The sequence below is a fragment of the Flammeovirga agarivorans genome, from assembly GCF_012641475.1.
Lineage (GTDB): Bacteria > Bacteroidota > Bacteroidia > Cytophagales > Flammeovirgaceae > Flammeovirga > Flammeovirga agarivorans.
Genome location: NZ_JABAIL010000005.1, coordinates 16,656 through 39,263, shown reverse-complemented (window position 1 = coordinate 39,263; position 22,608 = coordinate 16,656). Strand labels below are relative to the sequence as shown.

Annotated in this window: 17 protein-coding genes and 1 tRNA gene; 14 read left to right on the top strand and 4 right to left on the bottom strand. The window is 34.0% G+C overall.

The features are described 5' to 3' along the window. Positions 1-98: 98 nt before the first annotated feature. Both HGP29_RS16275 and HGP29_RS16270 read right to left on the bottom strand, forming a co-directional pair. Positions 99-866: an exodeoxyribonuclease III gene (locus HGP29_RS16275; RefSeq protein ID WP_168883496.1), complete on the bottom strand. Its 768-nt coding sequence runs from the start codon at positions 864-866 to the stop codon at positions 99-101. A 1-nt stretch (position 867) separates the two neighbouring features. Beyond that, positions 868-1,266: a hypothetical protein gene (locus HGP29_RS16270; protein ID WP_235958314.1), complete on the bottom strand. Its 399-nt coding sequence runs from the start codon at positions 1,264-1,266 to the stop codon at positions 868-870. Positions 1,267-1,301: 35 nt separating this feature from the next. On the opposite strand from HGP29_RS16270, the gene HGP29_RS16265 reads away from it, so the two are divergent. From HGP29_RS16265 to HGP29_RS16215, 11 genes are all read left to right on the top strand, one after another. Beyond that, the gene (locus HGP29_RS16265) at positions 1,302-2,003 is read left to right on the top strand and encodes a ComF family protein (RefSeq protein WP_168883495.1); all 702 of its coding nucleotides are present in this window, start codon (positions 1,302-1,304) and stop codon (positions 2,001-2,003) included. Between the two features lie 90 nt (positions 2,004-2,093). Further along, positions 2,094-2,169, top strand: a tRNA-Met gene (locus HGP29_RS16260). A gap of 221 nt (positions 2,170-2,390) precedes the next feature. Next, a complete protein-coding gene (gene nusB / locus HGP29_RS16255) occupies positions 2,391-3,545 on the top strand; it encodes a transcription antitermination factor NusB (protein ID WP_168883494.1) in 1,155 nt (384 codons plus the stop codon). Between the two features lie 18 nt (positions 3,546-3,563). Then, complete coding sequence (locus HGP29_RS16250; RefSeq protein ID WP_168883493.1) at positions 3,564-3,887, top strand: YtxH domain-containing protein; 324 nt, start codon at positions 3,564-3,566, stop codon at positions 3,885-3,887. A gap of 262 nt (positions 3,888-4,149) precedes the next feature. Next, complete coding sequence (locus tag HGP29_RS16245) at positions 4,150-4,617, top strand: DUF1573 domain-containing protein (RefSeq protein ID WP_168883492.1); 468 nt, start codon at positions 4,150-4,152, stop codon at positions 4,615-4,617. 99 nt (positions 4,618-4,716) lie between these two features. Beyond that, entirely contained in the window at positions 4,717-5,052 is a 336-nt protein-coding gene (gene yajC / locus HGP29_RS16240) for a preprotein translocase subunit YajC (RefSeq protein WP_168883491.1), read from the top strand. Between the two features lie 120 nt (positions 5,053-5,172). Then, on the top strand, positions 5,173-6,216 hold the full coding sequence (locus tag HGP29_RS16235; protein WP_168883490.1) for a YbbR-like domain-containing protein: 1,044 nt from the start codon (positions 5,173-5,175) through the stop codon (positions 6,214-6,216). 11 nt (positions 6,217-6,227) lie between these two features. Further along, positions 6,228-6,836 carry a dephospho-CoA kinase gene (coaE, locus tag HGP29_RS16230; RefSeq protein WP_211093317.1) on the top strand — a complete coding sequence of 203 codons (609 nt, stop codon included), beginning with the start codon at positions 6,228-6,230 and terminating at the stop codon, positions 6,834-6,836. A 144-nt stretch (positions 6,837-6,980) separates the two neighbouring features. Beyond that, entirely contained in the window at positions 6,981-8,525 is a 1,545-nt protein-coding gene (gene purH / locus HGP29_RS16225) for a bifunctional phosphoribosylaminoimidazolecarboxamide formyltransferase/IMP cyclohydrolase (RefSeq protein ID WP_168883489.1), read from the top strand. Between the two features lie 114 nt (positions 8,526-8,639). Then, positions 8,640-8,876: a 4a-hydroxytetrahydrobiopterin dehydratase gene (locus HGP29_RS16220; RefSeq protein WP_168883488.1), complete on the top strand. Its 237-nt coding sequence runs from the start codon at positions 8,640-8,642 to the stop codon at positions 8,874-8,876. A 312-nt stretch (positions 8,877-9,188) separates the two neighbouring features. After that, positions 9,189-9,746 carry a hypothetical protein gene (locus tag HGP29_RS16215; RefSeq protein WP_168883487.1) on the top strand — a complete coding sequence of 186 codons (558 nt, stop codon included), beginning with the start codon at positions 9,189-9,191 and terminating at the stop codon, positions 9,744-9,746. An 87-nt stretch (positions 9,747-9,833) separates the two neighbouring features. On the opposite strand, the gene mutL is transcribed toward HGP29_RS16215, so the two are convergent. Both mutL and ettA read right to left on the bottom strand, forming a co-directional pair. Next, positions 9,834-11,861, bottom strand: coding sequence for a DNA mismatch repair endonuclease MutL (mutL, locus tag HGP29_RS16210; RefSeq protein ID WP_168883486.1), 2,028 nt, complete (start codon positions 11,859-11,861; stop codon positions 9,834-9,836). Positions 11,862-12,015: 154 nt separating this feature from the next. Then, entirely contained in the window at positions 12,016-13,704 is a 1,689-nt protein-coding gene (gene ettA, locus HGP29_RS16205) for an energy-dependent translational throttle protein EttA (protein ID WP_168883485.1), read from the bottom strand. A 479-nt stretch (positions 13,705-14,183) separates the two neighbouring features. Between ettA and HGP29_RS16200 the strand changes: the two genes are divergently transcribed. The 3 genes from HGP29_RS16200 (at position 14,184) to HGP29_RS16190 (ending at position 22,568) form a co-directional block, all read left to right on the top strand. Further along, a complete protein-coding gene (locus HGP29_RS16200) occupies positions 14,184-16,016 on the top strand; it encodes a DUF349 domain-containing protein (RefSeq protein ID WP_168883484.1) in 1,833 nt (610 codons plus the stop codon). A 211-nt stretch (positions 16,017-16,227) separates the two neighbouring features. Continuing rightward, positions 16,228-17,091: a type IX secretion system ring subunit PorN/GldN gene (gene porN / locus HGP29_RS16195; protein WP_168883483.1), complete on the top strand. Its 864-nt coding sequence runs from the start codon at positions 16,228-16,230 to the stop codon at positions 17,089-17,091. Positions 17,092-17,186: 95 nt separating this feature from the next. Continuing rightward, positions 17,187-22,568: an alpha-2-macroglobulin family protein gene (locus tag HGP29_RS16190; protein WP_168883482.1), complete on the top strand. Its 5,382-nt coding sequence runs from the start codon at positions 17,187-17,189 to the stop codon at positions 22,566-22,568. The last annotated feature ends 40 nt before the right edge of the window (positions 22,569-22,608 follow it).

Here is a 22,608-nt window from a genome sequence, read left to right as displayed (position 1 = left end):
TATCTGGCTAATTTTTTAAAAACAAAAGTTTGCACAACCTAGTGTGAGTCTAAAAATATCTAAAAAAATGATTTTTTTACACAGATTACACCATTTTTTTAACGAAGTACAATTTCTACGGGACAGTGATCAGAGTGAACAGCCTCATTATGTAGCTGAGATGATACTAAAGCATCACTGAATTCTTTCTGAACCATAAAGTAATCAATACGCCATCCTAAATTCTTTTTTCTAGCTCCTGCTCTGTAAGTCCACCAACTATATTTATGAGGACTTTCATCAAATTTTCTGAAAGCATCAACGAAACCTCCTTCATCTATGAACTTGGTGACCCATGCTCTTTCTGCAGGTTGAAAACCTGAAGTATTTTTGTTACGGTCAGGGTTATGAATATCTATCGCCTTGTGGCAAATATTAAAGTCTCCACAAATGACCAAGTTGTTGTAAGTTTTTTTCAGTTCGGATACGTAATTGTAATAATCGTCTAGAAAAGCATATTTAAAACTTTGTCTTTCTTCTCCAGATGTTCCTGAAGGGAAATAAGTATTGATTAACGTAAAATTTTCGAACTCACACAGTATTGTTCGACCTTCTATATCGTATGTATCAATTCCCATGCCTATTTTAGTAGAAATCGCCTCAATTTTAGATAAAATTGTTACCCCACTATAGCCTTTTTTTTCAGCGGCATGCCAATAGATATATTTGTAGCCTAATTCCTTGAAAATCTCCGTGTCGACTTGATCTTCAAGTGCTTTTGTTTCTTGAATACAAACAATGTCTGGGTTACATTCTTTGAGCCACTCGTCTAATCCTTTTTTTAATGCAGCTCTAATCCCATTAACGTTGTACGAAATAATTTTCATATTAATCTAATAAATCAGTTTCTTGTTTAAAATATTCTAGAATATGCCATTTCATAAGTTGTTCTTGTGCTAGCAATTCCATAGAAGGTATCTTCTTTTCTAATTTCCAATGTGGCCAACCGTCTTTGTCTTCACCTTCTAATGAGTAGTACCCAGAAAAGCTTAGTACTTTACAAGTGGCTATATGTATAAGATCCTGTTTTTCTTCTTTAGAAAAAGGGATCGGGCCTTTACCTAATTCTTGAACACCGATAAGAAATAAAATACTATTTAAATCTCCAGGAGTTTTACCTAAAACAGAAGTGAGCACACCTTGCAGTTTTGCCCATTCGGTTCTTAGTTGTTCCAATTCTTCGTTTTCCAATGTAAATCGTAATTTGATTGAAATGTGTATATTCATGCTAAAATAAACACGATTCATACGATAACAAACTAATGCTTACTCTCTCAAAAGTTTTTAATTCAATTTGTTATACTATTTTTCCTCCAACTTGTCTTCATTGTGAAGAGTTATTGAGATCAGGAGAAGAATATTTATATTTTTCATGCTATGCAGAACTTCCATTAAATAACGGTTCTTGGATATCTCCTCAGCAAAATAATATTAGAGACCGGTTAGATCAAGAAGTTAATATGGCAACTTCTTTATTCTTTTATACGAGCGATAATATTGTTCAATCTCTTATTCATCACTTAAAATATAAAGACCTTCCTAAAATAGGAGCATGGATGGTGGATCACTTTGTATTTCCTTGTGATTCCATTTACTCCAAATCAATAGACTTAATTACATCCATTCCTTTACATCCAAAAAAACAGAAACAAAGAGGATATAATCAATTGGATAAGTTTTGTGAACGTCTTTCTAAAAGATGGGATGTACAATATGATCCTGAGGTATTAATAAGAAAGAAGCATTCTACCTCTCAAACAAAAAAGTCGAAAATTGAAAGATTAAAGAGTTTAGAGGGAGTTTTTGAGATTAATGCATCAAAAAGAAAAAATATTCAAAAAAAACACATTTTAATTATTGATGATGTGATTACAACAGGATCTACCATAAAATCAGTGACTTACTTGCTAAAAGAAGGAGGTGTTAATGATGTTAGCATACTTTCTATGAGTGTTGTTTTCTGATGATTTATGGTTATTAACGTCTTTAATTGAGATTTAATTTGGTTACTAAGAATTAAACCTCTACTTTTGCACAGCATTTAAGAAAAACAGTGCGGGGTGGAGCAGTTGGTAGCTCGTCGGGCTCATAACCCGAAGGTCATCAGTTCGAGTCTGGTCCCCGCTACCAAATGGCTAGTCTAACATTTTAGACTAGCCTTTTTTATTCATCTTATCTAAGATATTTTATCCTAATAAATCTGTATATCAGAAAATTAGGTGTATCTTAATAAAGTTAATCGGCATGAAACTATTAAATTTGTTTCATCGTCTCTTAGATGTAATAGTTCTTTAGAAATTTAGGTAAATAGAAGATCCATGCTCAACAGAAGGTTATTACGCATTAAAGTAATGCAAAACATCTATGCTTTCAAACAAAATAAAGCATCAAACAAGGAGTTAACTTTAGACAAAATCAAAGCAGAATTTCGTGATGAGTTACTTGAGTTTGGTCAGGAAGAAAAAGCTAGAATAGATGAAGAGCAAGCCAAAGTAATTGAATACATTAATTCAGTAATGGATGAAGATCAGGAAGAACCTTCAACTCAAGGGTTGGATGTAAAACTTCTTAAGATTGCATCTAATGCTAAGAATTATTTCGAGCAATTAATGGCAGATGGGAAACAAGATACCCGCAAAAATATGGTTGTTGAAACAGAACAACTATTTACAAAATACCTAAAAATCCTCTCTTATTTAATCGATATTTCAGAGTTATCTCACAAAGAATTGGAGAGAAAACTCGATAAAGGAGCAAGATACATTGAACTTGACCAAAAGTTCACAGAATGGTTCTATCACAATCCTGTCTTCACAATTCTTAGAGAAGACGAAACATTAAACGAATTACTTGCCGAAAATAAATTAAGAAGAGCTGAAGACGACGAAAGAGTCTTAGAATGGCTTAGAATCTTAAAGCGCGACGGAGAACTTCAAGAAAAAATTGAAGAATTTGCAAAAGAAGGCGACAACTTTGAAACGCAAAAAGAAATCTTACGTTTAATAGTAAGAGACTTCATTTTTAAAAATGAGATTATCGAATCTCAATTTGAAGGAGAAGATCTTAATTGGTCAGAGAACAAGAAAATTCTTAGAAGTATGGTACTGAAGACGGTGAAAAATATTTCACAAGATGAGGGTACTGAAATACTTTCTATCTCAAAAAATTGGGATGAGGACAAAGAGTTTTTCGAAGATCTTTATGACTATACTTTAAACCAAGAAGAGTCTTTTAAAGAAATTATTGCGAAAAAGTCTAAAAAATGGGCTGTTGATCGTATTGCAAAAGTCGATGCTATCTTAATTAATATGGCATTAGCAGAAATGTTGAACTTTAGAAATATCCCAGTAAAAGTTACAATTAACGAATTTATTGAGATTTCGAAGCAATATAGTACTCCAAAAAGTTGGCAGTTTATCAATGGTATGTTAGATTCAATTTCAGAAGACCTTCAGGCTGAAGGAAAGATCAAGAAGTCTGGAAAAGGTTTACTAGATAACAAATAATTTAACACATTACTATACATGGCAAAAAACAGCGGAAGTTCATTATTTGGTTTTGTTGCAGGTGCAGCAGCAGGTGCTTTATTAGGTGTTTTATTTGCTCCGGATAAAGGACGTAACACAAGAGAACGTTTATCATATAAATTAGACAAATACCGTGAGGAATTGGAAGATTTAATTGAGGACCTTCTTGAAGAAAGAAAAGTTGCAGTTACAGCAGCAAAATCTGAAGGCCAGAAAGTGATTGATGATGCCATCAAACATGCTGAAGAATTAATGGGTGAAGTAGATGCTTTAAAAGAAAGAATTTCTACACCCGTACTTGATGACGAGGAGGAAGTATAGAATTTCTTCTTCAATAGTACATAATTGGCAAAGAAGGAATACTTCTTTGCCTTTTTTTGTTTACAAAGTTGTTATAATTGTAATAGCTTTACATAACTTTTGAATACTGTGCCTAATTGAAACACTAAACACAATGTTTATGATGGATCAGGTATTCAGAATTTGTTTTTAATACTGGTGCTTTATGAACAGAATTATCCATTAGTAAATCATACAGTATTTTAAACTTTCATTTTAATCAAATTCATTTAATTATATCATAATGAAACTTTTAAAATCACTATCAGTACTTCTTATCTCAATGGTATGTTTTATCTCTTGTGGAGAGAAAGCGAAGAAAACAGAAAACAATCAATCAAGTGTTTCTGTAACAAACAGTAATGAGAAAAGTGGTCCTTTAGCTAAGATCAAGTTTAACGAAAAAGAATACGATTTCGGTACTATCACTGAAGGTGACAAAGTAACTCATATCTTCAAGTATAAAAATGTTGGTGAGGTGCCATTAACGATCACAAACGTAAAAACAACTTGTGGATGTACTGCACCAAATTGGGATAGAAAACCTTTAGCTCCAGGCGAAGAGTCAGAATTAACGGTAACATTTAACTCATCACACAAAAAAGGTAGACAAGTAAAGAAAATTACTCTTTATGCTAACGTAGAAGATGGTTTAGATGCAGTAATCATAAAAACTATGGTGAACCCAAAAGAAGAAGCAAAGACAATGTAGTCTGACTTCTTTTTTAATTTTCACAAAAAAAAACCTCTATTAGGCTCATAACCTAGTAGAGGTTTGTATTTTTGTGGCTAATATAAAAATAACAACAAAATGAACGTTTTAAATAATATCTTACTTCAAGTAGCTGGAGATCCTAATGGTATCATGAACATTGTGATGATCGTTGGTATGATCGCAGTATTTTACTTCTTTATGATTCGTCCGCAACAGAAGAAACAAAAAGATCAACAAAAATTCTCTGATGCTATTAAGAAAGGACAAAATGTTGTTACAATCAGTGGAATGCACGGTAAAATCGTTGAAGTGAAGAGCTCTACAGTAATTTTAGAAATTGATAGAGGCGTTAAAGTAACTTTTGAAAAGTCTTCAATCTCAGCAGAAAACACAAACATTGTTTTTGGTAAGAAGAAAGAGAAAAAAGACTAAATAAATACTTCCTTTATAAGTATCTTGTAAACCGTAGCTGAAATTAGATTTCTACTACGGTTTTTTTATTTTTGAATGATGAAACATCATTTATTAGTACTATAGTTAAGTAAAAGGTTTATGCCGGATAGAAAATACCATATCCCAGATTTTAAAAAGCTTGTTGAATGGGCAGAAGAACAACTTAATCTTTTGATTGAGGATAATTCTTTCCTTCAAGATATTAAGCGGTGGGATTGGAGTGCCATGATGGTTTGCTTGACGACGGCTTTTATTTTCTGGATCTTCCATTCATTAAATGAAGACCATACTTCAACAATAGAGATACCTGTAAAAGTAAAAATCAGCGAGGACAATGTCGTGGCACTTCAGGAACCCCCTAATCATGTGAGTGTCAATGCTACAGGAAATGGCTGGACTTTATTAAGTAAATCATTAGGAATGGGAAATAGTAAGTTAAATATAAACTTAGAAGACCCCGTTTCCGTTAAGTATATAGCGGGTAAGTTTTTACTAAAAGAACTTTCTCAAGTTTTAAAAGGGTTAAAGGTAAATTATATTGTTGAGGATACTCTCGCCTTTGACTACGATACATTAACCAATAAAAAGTTAGCAGTAAAAATTGATACTACATCTTTTCATTTTCAAAATGGCTATAAAAGGGTAGGTGCTGTGAAAGTAGTACCAGATAGTATAATTTTTAGAGGACCAAGTACAGAACTGTCTCATTTTCCAAGTGATTTGAAATTATCTTCGGAAGATGCAGATCCAATTGCTGAAAATTTAAATGAATACATACCTGTTAGAATTCCTGTAGATAATGAGAAAAGTCTAATTGTTTCTCAATATGATGAAGTTAAGGTCTCTTTTGATGTATCTTACTTCATTTCGACCACTGAAAAAACAAAGCTTTTTAAGGTGAACTTCCCTGATATTGAGGAATCTACAGATTCAATCTTTTTATTACAGCCTAAAGATGTGTATATTAGTTATATTATCAGAGAAGACTTGATAAATAGCGTAGATACTATACCTGTAGTTGTTGACTATAAGGATATAGACTGGAACGACTCAACGGTAACACCAAAGGTGTTTGTAGAAGATTTTTACGAAAATATTATCCTATCCCCTAAAAAATTAAGGGTGATCAAAACAACGAGATAAAAATTAAAATTATGCAAGTTGGCATCACAGGTGGAATTGGTGCCGGTAAAAGTTACATCTGTAGACTTTTTAAAGTTTTAGGTGTACCTATTTACAATGCCGATAATTCCGCGAAAATGTTAATGGTTGAAGACCCAGAAATTATTGATCTTGTTAAATCTAATTTTGGAGCTGAATCCTATTTCCCAAATGGCTATCTAAATAAGAAATACCTAGCCAATCAGATTTTCTCTAGTAAAGAGAAATTAGAAAAAATGAATGAAATTGTTCATCCTCGGGTTAAACAGCATTATGACGATTGGGTAAAAATCCAGTTGTTGAAAAATGCGTATGTGATTAAAGAAGCTGCGCTGATGTTTACCAATGAACAATACAAATCACTTGATAAGGTGATTGTTGTAAGAGCTCCATACGAAGATCGTATAAAGAGAGTCCTTTCTCGGGATAATCGACCACAACATCAAATTGAAGAAATTATTGATAAGCAAAGACAGGAAGAAGAGTTATCAACTCTTGCCGATTTTGTGATCAATAATGATGAAAAACATTTAATTGTTCCTCAAGTTATCGAACTACATAAATCGTTCGTAACGTTAAACACTTTAGTTACTAAAAGTTAATTACTAACTATTGCTTACAGATAGGGTGATTTTTACCTTATCTGTAAGTAAAAAAATGAACCTTTTTCGGGTTAAAGGATATTTTTTTTACTTGAATTGATTATTTTTGCGCCATAATCATAAACTAAAGATTATCAAACGAATATGAAAAAGGTTGAATCAGCTTTAATTTCGGTTTTTTACAAAGACAATCTAGCGCCAATTGTAAAACTCCTTCAAGAAAATGGCGTCACTATTTATTCTACAGGTGGCACACAGAGTTTTATAGAAGAACTAGGAGCCGAAGTAACGGCTGTTGAAGACTTAACTTCTTACCCTTCTATCCTAGGAGGACGAGTAAAGACTTTACATCCTAAGATTTTCGGTGGTATCCTTAACAGAGGAGACAACGAACAAGATCAAGCACAAATTGCTGAATTTGGTATCCCTAACATTGATCTAGTAATTGTAGATCTTTATCCTTTTGAAGAAACAGTAGCATCTGGTGCAGAGCATCAAGCCATTGTTGAAAAAGTAGATATCGGTGGTATCTCATTAATTCGTGCAGCTGCTAAAAACTACAAGGATACATTAATTGTATCTTCAAGAGAGCAGTATGATGAAGTAGCTCAGATTCTTTCAGAGAAAAATGGTGCTACAGAACTTAAAGATCGTATGCGTTTCGCAGCAAAAGCATTCGATATTTCTTCTCATTATGATGCAAAAATCTTCGATTACTTCAATAGTGCAGTCGAAGCAGAAGAGGAAGAAAAGATCCCAGCATTTAAAGTAACAGAGCGTTCGGCTAAAACATTACGTTATGGCGAGAACCCTCACCAAAGTGGTACATTCTATGGTGAATTGTCAGACATGTTCGACCAGTTAAATGGTAAAGAGCTTTCTTATAATAACCTTGTAGATGTAGATGCGGCAGTTTCTTTAATTGATGAATTCCCAGCTTTAGAAGGAGCAGCATTTGCTATCCTTAAGCATACAAATGCTTGTGGTGTTGCTTTAGGTAGCGATATCAAAGATGCATATGTTAAGGCATTAGCTTGTGATCCAGTTTCAGCGTTTGGTGGTGTACTTATCGCTAACCAACCTATCACTTTAGCTGCAGCAGAAGAAATTCATAAGTTATTCTGTGAAGTAGTTATTGCACCATCTTTTGATGCAGATGCTTTAGAATTACTTAAAGGAAAGAAAAATAGAATTATCTTAAATAGAAAAGATATTGCTACAGGTGGTATCCAGTTTAAATCTTTACTTAATGGTGTTTTAGCACAAGATAAAGATTTAAAAACAGAAACTGCTGAAGACTTAACAGTAGCTACAGAAAAAGCACCTTCAGATTCTGAAGTAAATGCTTTATTGTTCGCAAACAAAATCTGTAAGCATACGAAGTCTAATGCAATTGTTTTAGCAAAAGATGGTCAGTTATTCGCTAGTGGTGTTGGTCAAACATCAAGAGTAGATGCATTAAACCAAGCTATTGCAAAAGCAAAGAGTTTCGGTTTTGATTTATCAGAGGCAGTAATGGCTTCAGATGCATTCTTCCCATTCCCTGATTGTGTTGAATTAGCACAAAAAGAAGGAATCAAAGCTGTAATTCAACCAGGTGGATCTATCAAGGATCAATTATCTGTAGATTACTGTAATGAGAACGATGTAGCAATGGTAATGACAGGTGTACGTCACTTCAAGCACTAGAAAATATAAATAGTAACATTACTATTATGATCAAGCCGGTACAATAATGTACCGGCTTTTTCTTTTTATCGATTTCTGTATCTTTGAATATCATCAATAAACATACTTATCACTATGGATTGGAAAGAAACCAATAATCAATTACAAAAGACTTTTACGTTTAAAGATTTTTCAGAAGCTTTTGCTTTTATGACTAGGGTAGCATTTTTAGCAGAACAACACCAACATCACCCTAATTGGTCGAATGTCTGGAATACAGTTGAAATAGCTCTAACAACTCATGACGCAGGAAACACGATCACAGAAAAAGATAGAAAATTAGCAAAAGCTATTGATGAATTAATCGCTTAGAATAGAAATAACTAAAGTGTAAATTCTTCTATCAAATTAGGTTTCTGATAGAAGAATTACCTTTTAAAGTCCAACGATTATTTTCATCAGCCCATTCAAACTAGATACAGCTTAATTTATTTGATTGATATTAAACTAATATACACCTTTGAATTGTCAATCTATACAAAGAGGATAATAAAAGATATCGAGCCTTTCTTCTAATTTAAAAATTCGAATACAATAAATTATCCATCTCTTATGGTAACGAATGACATTAAAACCAATGGGTGTGGAGTACACCTTAATAATTAAATATCAATCTAAAATTAAATGAAAAACCTAATTAAATTAATCGCTGTAATCACTGTTTTATCATTCACTTCATGTAATAATGGGAGTGATTATGAACCAATTACAAATGATCGAATAGGAGGAGAGCAAACTCCTGGTAAAGATAAAGACCCTGGTGATGGAGACATTGATTTAGACAATGGCCAGACACCAAGTGATAGAATCCCTGGTACACCAGAGGATGGAGATAACATTACAGATGATGGTACTACAGAAATAGAGAAGGGTCTTGTTAAAAAGCATGCTAATGTAATTTCTGAAAATAGAAATACTCACCAAATGTGTGATGTATATGAAATTAGTAAAGAAGCAACAGAACTAAATCTTATTATTGGTGAGAATGAGTTCATCAATATTTATACTATCAATGGTAGGGTTGATGTTATCAAAGCTTCTTTTGAGATGACATTAAAAGAGTTACTGAAAATTGAAGGTATTAATATTTCGGAACTTTCTAATGAGAAGCATTGGTATAAAGTAGAGAATAAAAGACAATTAATTTCAACGTCAATAAAAGTAGTAAAATATACAAAATAGAACTCATCAAAAAAGCCTTGAAGGTTAGGGTATATACCTATTTCCTTCAAGGCTTTTTTATTTATGTAGATTTACGTTTAAGTAAAATTATCTCAAATTAAATAGACCTTCAATCTGTGCTGTATCCATTAAAACAACAGTCTTTTTACCTTCAGGTGTATAATTAGGAGAAGTGCAAGAGAACAATTGTTCGATCATTGATTTCATTTCTTGAAGCTCCAAAGGCTGTCCACTTTTTATACAAGCCCTTTTTGCTAATGATCGAGCAATATTTTCGTTGGCAGAAATTCTCAACTCTTCCTTGTTGTGTTTTAATTGTTCGATAAGTTCTTCGATGATTTCCTGTTCATCATTTCCTTGAATTAAAGTAGGGATACCTTTAATAACGACAGTATCATTTCCTTCAAGTTCAAAACCAAAACCTAAAGCGGCAATTTCTTGACTATACTCAGTGAAAATAGCAAAATCAGATAAGTTTAATACGACTTTTTTAGGAAATAATAGCTGTTGAGAAACACCACTACTATTTTCCATCTGACTTAAAAACTTTTCGTATAAAATACGTTCATGTGCAGCTTCCTGATCCATTAACATCACTCCAGACTTTACTTGATACATGATGTACTTATGGTGTAACTGGATTGGAATTACATTATCAGAAGGAAAGCGATCGACTTCCTTTTGAACGTTATCACTTTGTTCTAAATCATTTGCTCTACTACTGTAAGTAATAGGTTCTTCAGGAGTTTCTTCTGAAGAAAAGTTATTTGCAGAGGAAGTTTCTTCTATAGGAGACCATGGCGTAAAGTCAGGCATATCATCCGAAGGCTGATTCCATGAATTTAAGCGAGAAGAAACTTTAACATAATCATCAGAGGATGTATTGTCTCTTTGATCGAAAGAAACATTGATTGCAAAATCATCTACACCATTACTACCAGAACTTACATTATTACTTTCTGATGTAAAATTATTATCTGAATTTGTCGATGGTAAATCCGGAATATTAGAAGTTAAGTCCGACTCCATAGGAGGGATCATACTTCCTTTTGATGTAATTCCAGATGTAGGAGTTCCATCTTTCGCAAAGTTTACATCTATACCAAAATCAATTGATGGTGTTATTCCATAACTAGCAAGAGCTTGTTTAACAGCAGCACTGACTATTGCGTATGTAGTACGTTCATCTGCGAATTTAACTTCTGTTTTTGTTGGATGAACATTGACATCTACGTCAGCGGGGTCACATTCAATAAACAGTAAGTAAAAAGGGAAGGTGTTTTCTGGAAGAATACTATCATAAGCAGTCATGATCGCATGATTTAATGCAGAATGCTTGATGTACCTACCGTTAACAAAAAAGAATTGTTCTCCTCTAGTTTTTTTAGCGTTTTCGGGTTTACCGATATAACCTTTGACCTTAATTACATCCAAGTCTTCATGGCAAGGGTATAATTGTTCTTGGTAAGATTTACCAAACATAGAAACAATTCTCTTTGCAATGTTACCACCTCTTAGATTATAAAGTTCCTTATCATCGGAAATCATAGTCATCGAAATTTCAGGGTTAGCCAAAGCTACTCTTTGAAACTCATCGATAATATGCTTTAATTCTACCGGGTTCGATTTTAAGAATTTTCTTCTTGCAGGAACGTTAAAAAAGAGGTTTTTGACAGAGAAGCTTGTTCCTTTTGGTGTTTGAGTAGGTTCCTGATTTTTTACCTCAGAACCTTCAATATCAACTAAAGTTCCTAGTTCATCCTCCTCTCGTCTTGTCTTAACAATAACTTGTGCAACTGCAGCAATAGAAGCTAGCGCTTCACCTCTAAAGCCAAAAGTATTGATATTAAATAGATCAGATGTAGTATGAATTTTTGATGTAGCATGACGTTCAAAACTCATACGTACGTCAGTTTCAGACATACCGCAACCATTATCGATTACTTGTATAAGCGTTTTACCAGCGTCTTTTACCTTAAGTACAATAGAATCACTGCCAGCATCTATGGCATTTTCTACCAACTCTTTGACAACTGAAGCGGGGCGCTGTACCACTTCACCTGCAGCTATTTGGTTGGCTAATGATTCAGGTAATAAACGAATAACGTCTTGCATACTTTCTATTTAAGAAATACTTTTTGATCTTAATGAGTCATCTATTAATTGATGAACACCAATTACAAAAATAAAGGCTTTTCGGTTGAAAAAAAATGCTTTAATTACTAATAGATAGTAAATAAAGCATCTTTTTAATATTCAGTGAAAAAAATTATTTCATTAATTTTTTATACTTCAATCTTTTTGGTGTGATATCACCAACTTCCTCTCTTCTTTTTGCCTCATATTCAGTGAAGTTACCTTCAAAATAGCGAACTGTAGAGTCGCCTTCGAATACTAAAAGGTGAGTAGCTAATCTATCAAGGAACCAACGGTCGTGGGAAATAATTACTGCACAACCTGCAAAGTTTTCTAAAGCTTCCTCTAAAGAACGCATTGTATTTACGTCCAAGTCGTTGGTAGGTTCATCAAGAAGAAGTAAGTTAGAACCTTCCTTTAACGTCATGGCTAACTGAACTCTGTTTCTCATACCACCAGATAAATCACCTACCTTTTTCGATTGGTCGTTACCAGCAAAGTTGAATTTTGAAACATATGATCTTGAATTTACCTGCTTTCCACCAATATCCATCAGTTCATTACCTCCGGAGATAGTTTCCCAAACTGTTTTAGAAGGGTCCATTAAAGCATGTTCTTGGTCGATGTATCCAATTTTTACTGTATCACCAACGTCAAATGTTCCTTCTAATGGTTTTAGTTGACCAGTGATTAACTTGAATAAAGTAGTTTTACCAACACCGTTTGGCCCAACGATACCAACAATACCACCTTGCGGAAGAGTAAAGTTAAGGTCTTCATATAGTAGCTTATCTTCAAAAGCCATCTTTACACCCTTAGCTTCTATCACTTTACTTCCCAGACGAGGTCCTGCAGGAATGTAAAGTTCTAATTGTTGTTCTTTCTCCTTCGATTCTTCATTGAGTAAGTTCTCATATGAATTTAAACGAGCTTTCTGTTTCGCTTGTCTACCTTTTGGTGACATTCTAATCCAGTCTAACTCTCTTTCTAAAATCTTCTGACGTTTGCTTTCTTGTTTATTTTCTTGTGCTAAACGCTTTTGTTTCTGATCTAACCAAGAAGAATAATTACCCTGCCAAGGAATACCTTCACCTCTGTCTAATTCTAAAATCCATCCTGCTACGTTATCCAAGAAATAACGGTCGTGGGTTACGGCTATAACTGTACCTTTGTATTGTTGTAAATGTTGCTCTAACCAGAATACAGATTCCGCATCTAAGTGGTTGGTAGGCTCATCAAGAAGAAGCACATCAGGTGCTTGTAATAACAAGCGACACAATGCTACTCTACGTTTTTCACCACCTGAAAGTACACCTACTTTTTGGTCTTCTGGAGGACAACGAAGAGCGTCCATTGCTCTTTCTAATTTATTATCTAGTTCCCAAGCATCCAATTGGTCCAATCTTTCTTGTACTTCACCTTGACGCTCGATCAATTTATTCATTGCATCTGGATCTTCAAGTACATCTGGATCTGCAAATTTTAAATTGATTTCTTCGAATTCTTGAAGTAAATCAACAGTTTCTTGAGCGCCCTCTTGAACGATCTCTTTCACTGTTTTTTCAGGATCTAATTTAGGTTCTTGTTCTAAGTAACCAATGCTATATCCATCAGAGAAAACAACTTCACCTCTGTATTCTTTATCAACACCAGCAATGATTCTCAATAAAGAAGACTTACCTGAACCGTTAAGACCTAAAACACCAATCTTTGCACCATAGAAAAAAGACAGGTATATGTTTTTTAAAACTTGTTTATTTGGAGGGTATACTTTTGTTACACCCGCCATCGAAAAGATGACAGTTTCGTTGTTATTACTCATAAAATGTGAATATTTGAACTTAATTTTCGTATTTTACGTAAAAGTATATGATTACTTAGTTTAAATGCCAATAAAATGTTGCTATTTAATCATTAAAAATTTGCAAATCAGAAAGTAACACTGCAATTTGCAACATGAAATCACACTCTCTAAAATTACTGTTAATTATGGCATAATTTTGTTAGAGATTTTAACGTTCATTATTTATTTGAAATAATAAAAAGGAATTCAAAAAAGATAATTTAATTTTTACTATTATACTATTATAGGTAGAATAAAATAATAAAGTAATTAACATAAAATGTAGGTTTGTAAGAGACTATCGAAAAAAAACTATTGATCATTCACTTATTTAATTTTGATCATATTAATTGTTTAATACACTGTCATATTGACTCATGTATTAATAGATAATCCTTCACCAGTTTATTTAATCAACAGCTTTTATTATCATTTAAAAACCAAACAAGCGAAAAGCGATGTCAGATTCCCAAATTATCGAGCACAAGGACATTACAGAGTACGGCTATGTAAAAGATGGTAAAGTATTTTTAAGAGGATATTACCACTTCCAAGACAGAGAAATCGGTGTTGTTAGAGAAAGCGAAGAAGAAAGTTTACAATACTTTGTTGACCGTTTCAAAATGGTTACAGATAAAGTATTAGCAGTTCAAGAAGCAGTTCGTACTGCTGAGAACAAAGGTTCTTTCCTAATGAAGCTGATCCACATGCGTACTTATTTAGCTTCTTTCAATGGCCTTGGCGACTTTACACAACTGTACGAAATTATCAATGTATTAGAAGATGAAATCAATGAATACATTGCCGTTAACAGAGAAAAGAACTTAGAAATTAAAAATGCTCTTTTAAAAGAGGCTGAAGAATGGAAAGGTAGTACTGATTGGAAAACTGCTTCATTACGATTCAAAGAAATTAAAATGAACTGGATTAAAACCGGTTCTGCTCACAAAGAAATGGAAGAGCAACTTTCTGAGAAGTTTAATGCTGCAATGGATGAATTCTACCAGAACAGATCTAACTTCTATGCTCGCCAAAATGAAATGCATGAAGAGAGCATCGATCAATACGAAGCTTTATTAATCAAAGTAAGACGTATCAACCGTAATGGTGGCGGACAAGAGTTCGTTGACGATGTGAAGAAAATACAAAACGATTGGAGAGAAGTTCCTATGGTTCCTAAAAGGAAAATGGGATTCTTATTTAGTGATTTCAAACGTGAAACAACTAAATTCTTCCAATCATTAAATCCAGGTGGTGGATACGGTCAACGTGATGGCGGTGGATACCAACAACGCGGCGGCGGCGGATACGGTCAGCAACGTGGTGGTGGATACGGTCAACAACGCGGCGGCGGATACGGTCAGCAACGCGGTGGTGGCGGATACGGCCAACAACGTGGCGGCGGTGGATACGGCCAACAACGCGGTGGTGGCGGATACGGTCAGCAACGTGGTGGCGGATACGGTCAGCAACGTGATGGCGGTGGATACCAACAACGCGGTGGTGGCGGATATGGTCAACAACGCGGTGGCGGCGGATACGGTCAGCAACGTGGTGGCGGATATGGTCAGCAACGTGATGGCGGTGGATACCAACAACGTGATCGTGGTGGATACCAACAACGCGATAACGGTGGATACCAACAACGTGACCGTGGTGGATACCAACAACGTGATAACGGTGGATACCAACAACGTGATCGTGGTGGTGACAGCGGAGGTTACCAACAACGTAGCAACTATGCTCAACGTGAAGGTTTTGGAGGAGGAAATTCTCCAGCATACAGCACAAGAGATATGTCTTCTTCACCACAAAAGACTCCACTAGAGTCTAAGAAAGATTTGTTAGATACTGCTGAAAAGTACCTAAATGATGGTGCACCATTCAACATTGCTAACATTAAAACATTACAAAACGGTTGGAAATCTTTAGGTAAAGAACCATCTCAAGAAGATAAGGAGTTAAACTTACGTTTCCGTATCGTTTGTAACGAAATCTTTGAATCACACTTCTTAGAGCGTACAGCGAAGAACGAGGAGCCAGATTTATATAGCTTATCTGACTTTGAGCAATTGAAAATCAAATTAGATATCTTGAGAGAATCAATCCGTAAGGATGAGCAAGAGTTATTTGAGTTCAATGCGAAATATTCTTCGATTTTGTCTTCAGCTGCTGCTGAACAAAACTCTGAGAACTACGCTTTATACCAAGAGCGTAACAACTATGTGAACAAATTAAAGACGAAGCAACGTATCCTTAAGAAATTAGAGGATAAGTTATTAGCTATGTAATCTTTAGTTAGATATAAATATAAAAATACCCCTGGATGTACTTCTAGGGGTATTTTTGTATAAATAGATTTCTAATTAACTAGTATCTTTGCATGGTGACTAAATAGATAAACATCTATTGTTTAAGAAGTAAATAACGATTTTAAAATGTGGCATGATATTTTTATCTACCTAAATATATTGCTTCATAAAACACTTGTTTAACCTCCATATGCGTATTATAAATCAACTATGTAGCCTTACCATTTGCCTATTATTAATCACTAATATAGCTAAGGCTCAACTTGCGGATACTCTTTCTAATCCACACTCGATGATGGATATTCAGAACTATGAGGTCATGTGGAAAAAATCTCTATGGTTTAGAGTAAACCTTCAGACAAAAATTAATAATGGTTTCTTTGCTAAGAATCATGAGGTAACGAAGATTATTATTGATGCTGTAAAGGATGACAGGATTATTCCTTATTCAAGTGATACTCTAGAAAACAGAATCTCTAAAGAAGAATTTTTGAGTAGATTGATTATCCCACAGACTGTAGGAGATATTTCAGAATATGAAGATGATGACGCTGCTTGGGGTGATGTTGACGGTGTAACTGTGAAAAAAGACAACGGTCAAAAACCTGGTGATGAATATTCTCCTGATCGTTTATGGGCAATTGAATTGAAAGTAGATAGAGTTTTTGATAAAAGAAGATCAAAAATGTATAACGATTTGGTGGCAGTAAACTTAATTATTCCTGCTTCTGAAAATCCAAAAGGTATTGATATTGTATTAGGCTCATTCTCTTTTAAAGAATTGAATGATCAAGTATTTCATATAAAAAATCCAGAAGGCAAACTTCAAGAAGATCCAAAAGCCGTTTGGTACAATGGAGTAAATGCTGCTCAGCATAGAAACTTAGGTGATGCGTTTGCATTAGAATTATGGGATGGCCGTTTGATTAAATTTGAGAATCCTCAGGACAACTCAATCATTATGATGTATGGTAACGATCAGAGATCATTGTATCAATCACAAGAGGCAGTTTATAAGCTAATGGAATACGAAGCATTACTTTGGGAGTATTAATATATCAACCAATAAGAAATTTGAAAGCTATACGATTGAGTATAGCTTTTTTTGTATCTTTAGAATAGTAAACTAGATAAAACTTCATAACCATAATGAGACGTAACTTTATTTTTCTTTGTCTAACCCTCTTATGCTTTCAGGCCTGTAATAAGAGTTCTGAAGATTCCACAACTACTAAAATCACCTATGTAAATTTTAAAGATGAAATCTCTTTAAAACAGAACTTAGCTTTTACTTTTAGCGAGAAAATCAGAGAAGATAAAGTAAACGATTGGCTAGATGAATCGTTTGGGTATTTCACTATAACACCAAAAGTTAATGGTAAATACAAATGGACAGCAAAGAACTCTTTAATTTTTTCACCGGAGTCGGGGTTTAATCCAAGCACTCAATATAAATTAAAATTATCTCCAGAAGCTTTTAGTAAGGAAGGTTTGAACTTAGAAGGAAATGAACTTTCGTATAGTTTCTATACACCTGAACTTTCAATAGAAGAATCTGAAACAGCATGGGCATTTGGTAAAAATAATCTGGCAGTACCTCATGTTACACTAAAGTTTAACTATGCCGTTTCTAGCAAAGAAGTATTTGAGAAAACAACAATAAAAGCTGGAGATAAAAAATTAAAGATATCACAGTATTCAACAGGTAACACTGATAAGGTTGTAATTAGTATTGATGATCATAACAAGAACAATCAGAATACTCCCATCTCAATAACTATCGCTCAAGGAATAAAGCTTTCAAAAGAAAGTAAAGGGGAAAAGGCAATAAAGGTAGATGGATTTATTCCGAAAGCGGAGGAATTATCGATTACATCGGTAAAAGGTGAATTTGAAGGAGGAGAAAATGTAATTGTCATTAGATCTAATCAAAGCATCCAAACGAAAGGAATTAAATCATTAATTAGTGTTTCACCAAAAATTGCTTTTGAAGTAGAGAAGCTAGAAAGTGGTTTAAAATTAAAGGGTGACTTTCAAGCAGGAGAAGAATATGTGGTCACAATCTCTAAAAATGTAAAAGGGGTATTCAATACTACATTATCAGAAAAAGTAAAAGAGTATGTTGCTTTTGGTGAAGTAACTCCGAGTATTGCCTTTTTAGATAAGAATGCATTTTATATGTCTTCTAAAAGTGAGAAGACAGTAGACTTAAAAATCGTCAATGTTCCAAGAGTTGATATTGATGTTTATAAAGTATACAAAAACAACCTTTACAGTTACTTTGATAATAATCAACTATATCAAGAAAGTGAATATTATTATTCATCACCATCTTATTCGAAGTTAGGTGATAAAGTATTTTCTAATCATAATGTTTATGTCAGTGATCTAAAATCCAATGGGCATGTAAGAACATTGTCATTAGACTTTTTGGATGAATCAAGATTTAATGGAGTTTATGTTGTTGAAGTTCGTAGTTCTAGCAAAAGGTACCTTGTATCTAGAAAACTAATTAGTATCTCTGACATTGGTCTGATTGCCAAGAAAGGAAAGAACAATATCTTCGTTTATGCTAATTCTATTGCTGATGCTACTCCATTACCCAATGTAAATGTGACTCTAGTAAGTAGTAATAATCAGGAAGTATATACTGTAAAAACAGGTAACGATGGTATTGCAAATTTTCTAGATCTAGATATCCATACAAAAGGTTTTAGAGTAGAGATGATCTATGCTGAAAAGGATGGAGATTTCAACTATATGAATTTCCGTCAGACAAGAATCTCTACGTCACGTTTTGATGTTGGTGGTAGATATCCTAACTCAGCATCACTGATGACCTTCATTTATGGTGACCGTGATTTATACAGACCAGGAGAAACAGTTTATTTTAAAGCCATTGTAAGAGATCAAAACTGGGATGCAGTAGCAGATCAACCTATCAAAGTAAAAGTATTTCTTCCAGATGGGAATGAGTTATTCTCAGAAAGAGCAACACTGAATAGTGAGGGAACTTATGAAGGGAGTGTGAAATTGATGGATGCAACTGTTACAGGGTTCTATTCTATTGAAGTATCAACAGCCAATAATGTAGTATTAGCTTCTAAAAAGGTAAATGTTGAAGACTTTATGCCGGATAGAATTAAAGTGAAGACAAAGCTGAGTAAAGAAAAATACATGATTCTAGATGATATTAATTTAGAAGGAACAGCTTTAAATCTTTTTGGACCACCTGCAGCGAATAGAAATTATGAAGTGGACTTGGCATTAAGCCGTAAATACATTAATCCAAAAAATTATAGCGATTATGATTTTAATCTAGAAGGTAATTTTGATTTAAAATATAACGAACACCTTAGAGGTGGTAAAACAGATAAAGAAGGGAAGTTTACCGAGAGTTATAAAATCGGTAAGATCTATGATAACAGTGGTATGTTAAATGCCAAGTTATACACAACTGTCTTTGACGAATCTGGAAGACCTGTAAGAAGATTGAATTCTGTTCTAATTTCTACTCAAAACCATTATTTGGGTATTAAATATGGAGACCATTACATTAAGACTAGGAATAGGTTTAATGTACCTATTATAGCTTTGGATCCTTCGATGAATGTAGCTCAAAATGTATCTGCGAGAGTAGAATTAGTGAGACATGAATGGCACTCGGTTATGGAAAAAACGTACAATAACCGTTATAGATATGTTTCAAGACAGAAGGAAATCAAAGTAGAAGAGAAAGCATTAAAAATCACTGGTAAGGAAACCAACTACTCATTTTTCCCGAAGGAATCGGGAGAATATGAAATGCGTTTGTACTTAGAAGGCTCTAATACATATGTAAGCAGATGGTTTTATGCCTATGGATGGGGAAGTGTTTCAAGTACTGCTTTTGAGGTAGACAGAGAGGGACGTATTATCATTGAACCGGAAAAAGAGATTTACAACATTGGAGAAAAAGCTAAAGTACTTTTCAAAACACCATTTAAAGGTAAGATGTTGGTAACGATAGAACAGGATGAAGTTATCTCTCATCAAGTGATTGAAACGAACAATAGGTCAGCTTCTTTAGAAATTCCAATTGTTGAAGAACATCTACCGAATATTTTTGTTACAGCGACCTTAATTAAAGGAGCACAAGACAATGCTTTACCATTAACAGTAGCTCATGGTTTTCAGCCTATCAAAGTAACAACTAAGAAAAGAAACCTTCAATTATCAATAGAGGCTCCAAAAGAAAGTCGTTCAAGAAGGTCTCAAACTATTGAAGTTCAAGCATCAACAGAAGAAAAAGATATTGAAGTTACAGTAGCTGTTGTTGATGAAGGTATTCTTCAAATTAAGAATTATAAAACACCTAATCCGTTTGATTACTTCTATCAGAATAGAGCGCTTCAGGTAAGGACTTATGATTTGTATCCAAACATCTATCAGTTTAAAAAGCAGGCATCAAGTTTTGGTTCTGATATGGCAAATTTGGGAGCGAGAGCAAACCCTATGACAAATAATAGAGTTAACCTAGTTGCTTTTTGGAGTGGAACATTAAAAACTGATAGTGATGGTAAGGTATCATTCAAAGTTGATATACCAGAGTTTTCGGGGCAGTTGAGAGTTATGGCTGTGGCTACGAAAGGAAATTCATTTGGTAGTGCAGAGAAATTTATCAAAGTAAAAGATCCTCTTGTGATGAGTACCTCGGTACCTCGTTTCTTGAGTCCAAACGATGTAAATAATGCATCGATTATGCTGGCAAATACTACTAAAAATACTGTTCAGGTAAAGACCAAAGTAGAAGTAAGTGGTGCATTAACTGTAAATGCCGAAAAATTAGAAACGGTAAGTATTCCTGCGAATTCAGAAAAACTATTATACTTTGATTTAACTGCTGATAATACAATCGGTGAAGGAAAAGTGACAGTAATTGCTAATGCATTAAATGAAGACTTTATTTCCGAAACGAATTTAAATGTTAGACCAGTTACCGCTTTACTTAAATCCAATGGGTCTGGAGTGCTTAAGAATTCAACGAAGAAAGAGGTAAATCTAAAAGAAGACTTTATTGTATCTTCTCTTACAGGAAAATTAATATTGAGTAAATCGCCAGTTATAGAGTTTGCTAAAAGCTTAGATTACTTGATTATGTATCCTTATGGATGTGTTGAGCAAACTACTTCTAAAGTATTCCCTCAACTTTACTTAGGCGAAATTTCTGCAAGATTTGATAAGAGTGATCAGAAAGCAAATAGAGATTACTATATCAATGAGGCCATTAGAAAACTACAAAGCATGCAAATGTATAGTGGAGGACTTTCTTATTGGCAAGGTGGAACTTATGTTAGTTACTGGGGATCTGTTTATGCTTGTCATTTCCTTATGGAAGCAAAAAAGAGAGGTTACGATGTTGAGCAAAAAGTATTGAATAAACTTTGGAATTACATTTCAAGAGAAGTAAAATCGAAGAAGTCACATACTTATTATTTATACAATGCGAATGGTGAAAGAATCAAGCAGACATACTTTGATAAAACATCATTCTACGGATTATATGTATTAGCAGAAGCTGGAAAACCAGATGTTCCGACGATGAATTATTTCAAGAAAAACATCAAATCTGTAGATAATAGCTCAAAATACCTATTAGCAGCTACCTATTTGAGAACAGGAGATATGAAAAGTTTTAGATTATTATTGCCATCTGGTTTTGGAGCACTAAAAGGAGAAAGAGAATTTGGTGGTAGTTTCTCATCATACATTAGAGATGAAGCTTTAATCTTAAATGCATTGGTTGATACTGACCCACAGAATAGTCAGATAGGAGTACTTACGAAAGAGTTAGCTACAGCTATGAAAGGTGAAAGCTATTTAACTACTCAAGAAAGTGCATTTGGTTTGATGGCATTAGGTAAAGTATTAAGCAAAGCTAAGCATCAAGATATTTCAGCTAAAGTAATTGTCAATGGTAAAGAAGTAGGATCTACTACTGGAGAGGACCTGATCTTATCCAACCAAGTGATTGGAAACACTGTCAATATTTCTACGACTGGAAACGGAGAATTATATTACTTCTGGGAACTGGAAGGAGTTAATGCTTCTGGGAAATTTAAACAGGAAGACAAAGGTCTGAAAGTTAGAAGAACGTACTATGATAGAAATGGTAATATCATAAGTTCTAATCAGTTTAAACAGAATGATCTTATTGTGGTAGAAATAGCATTACAATCTGAAAAACGAGAAGTTGAGAATGTAGTGGTAACAGATATGCTACCTGCAGGTTTTGAAATTGAGAACCCAAGGTTAGGAGATATACCTGGTATGAGCTGGACCAAAAATAAAGCATCATACCCTCAACATGTAGATTTCAGAGATGATAGAGTAAACTTCTTCGTAACAGCAAATAGTAGACAAAAGAAGTTCTATTATGTAGTAAGAGCAGTAAGTAAAGGAACATTTAATGTCGGGCCTGTAAGTGCAGACGCGATGTACGATGCTTCTTATCACTCTTATCATGGAGCAAAAAAGATAGTAATTGATTAATAATCAGAAAACATATAATCAGCAAAAAAACAGAAATGGA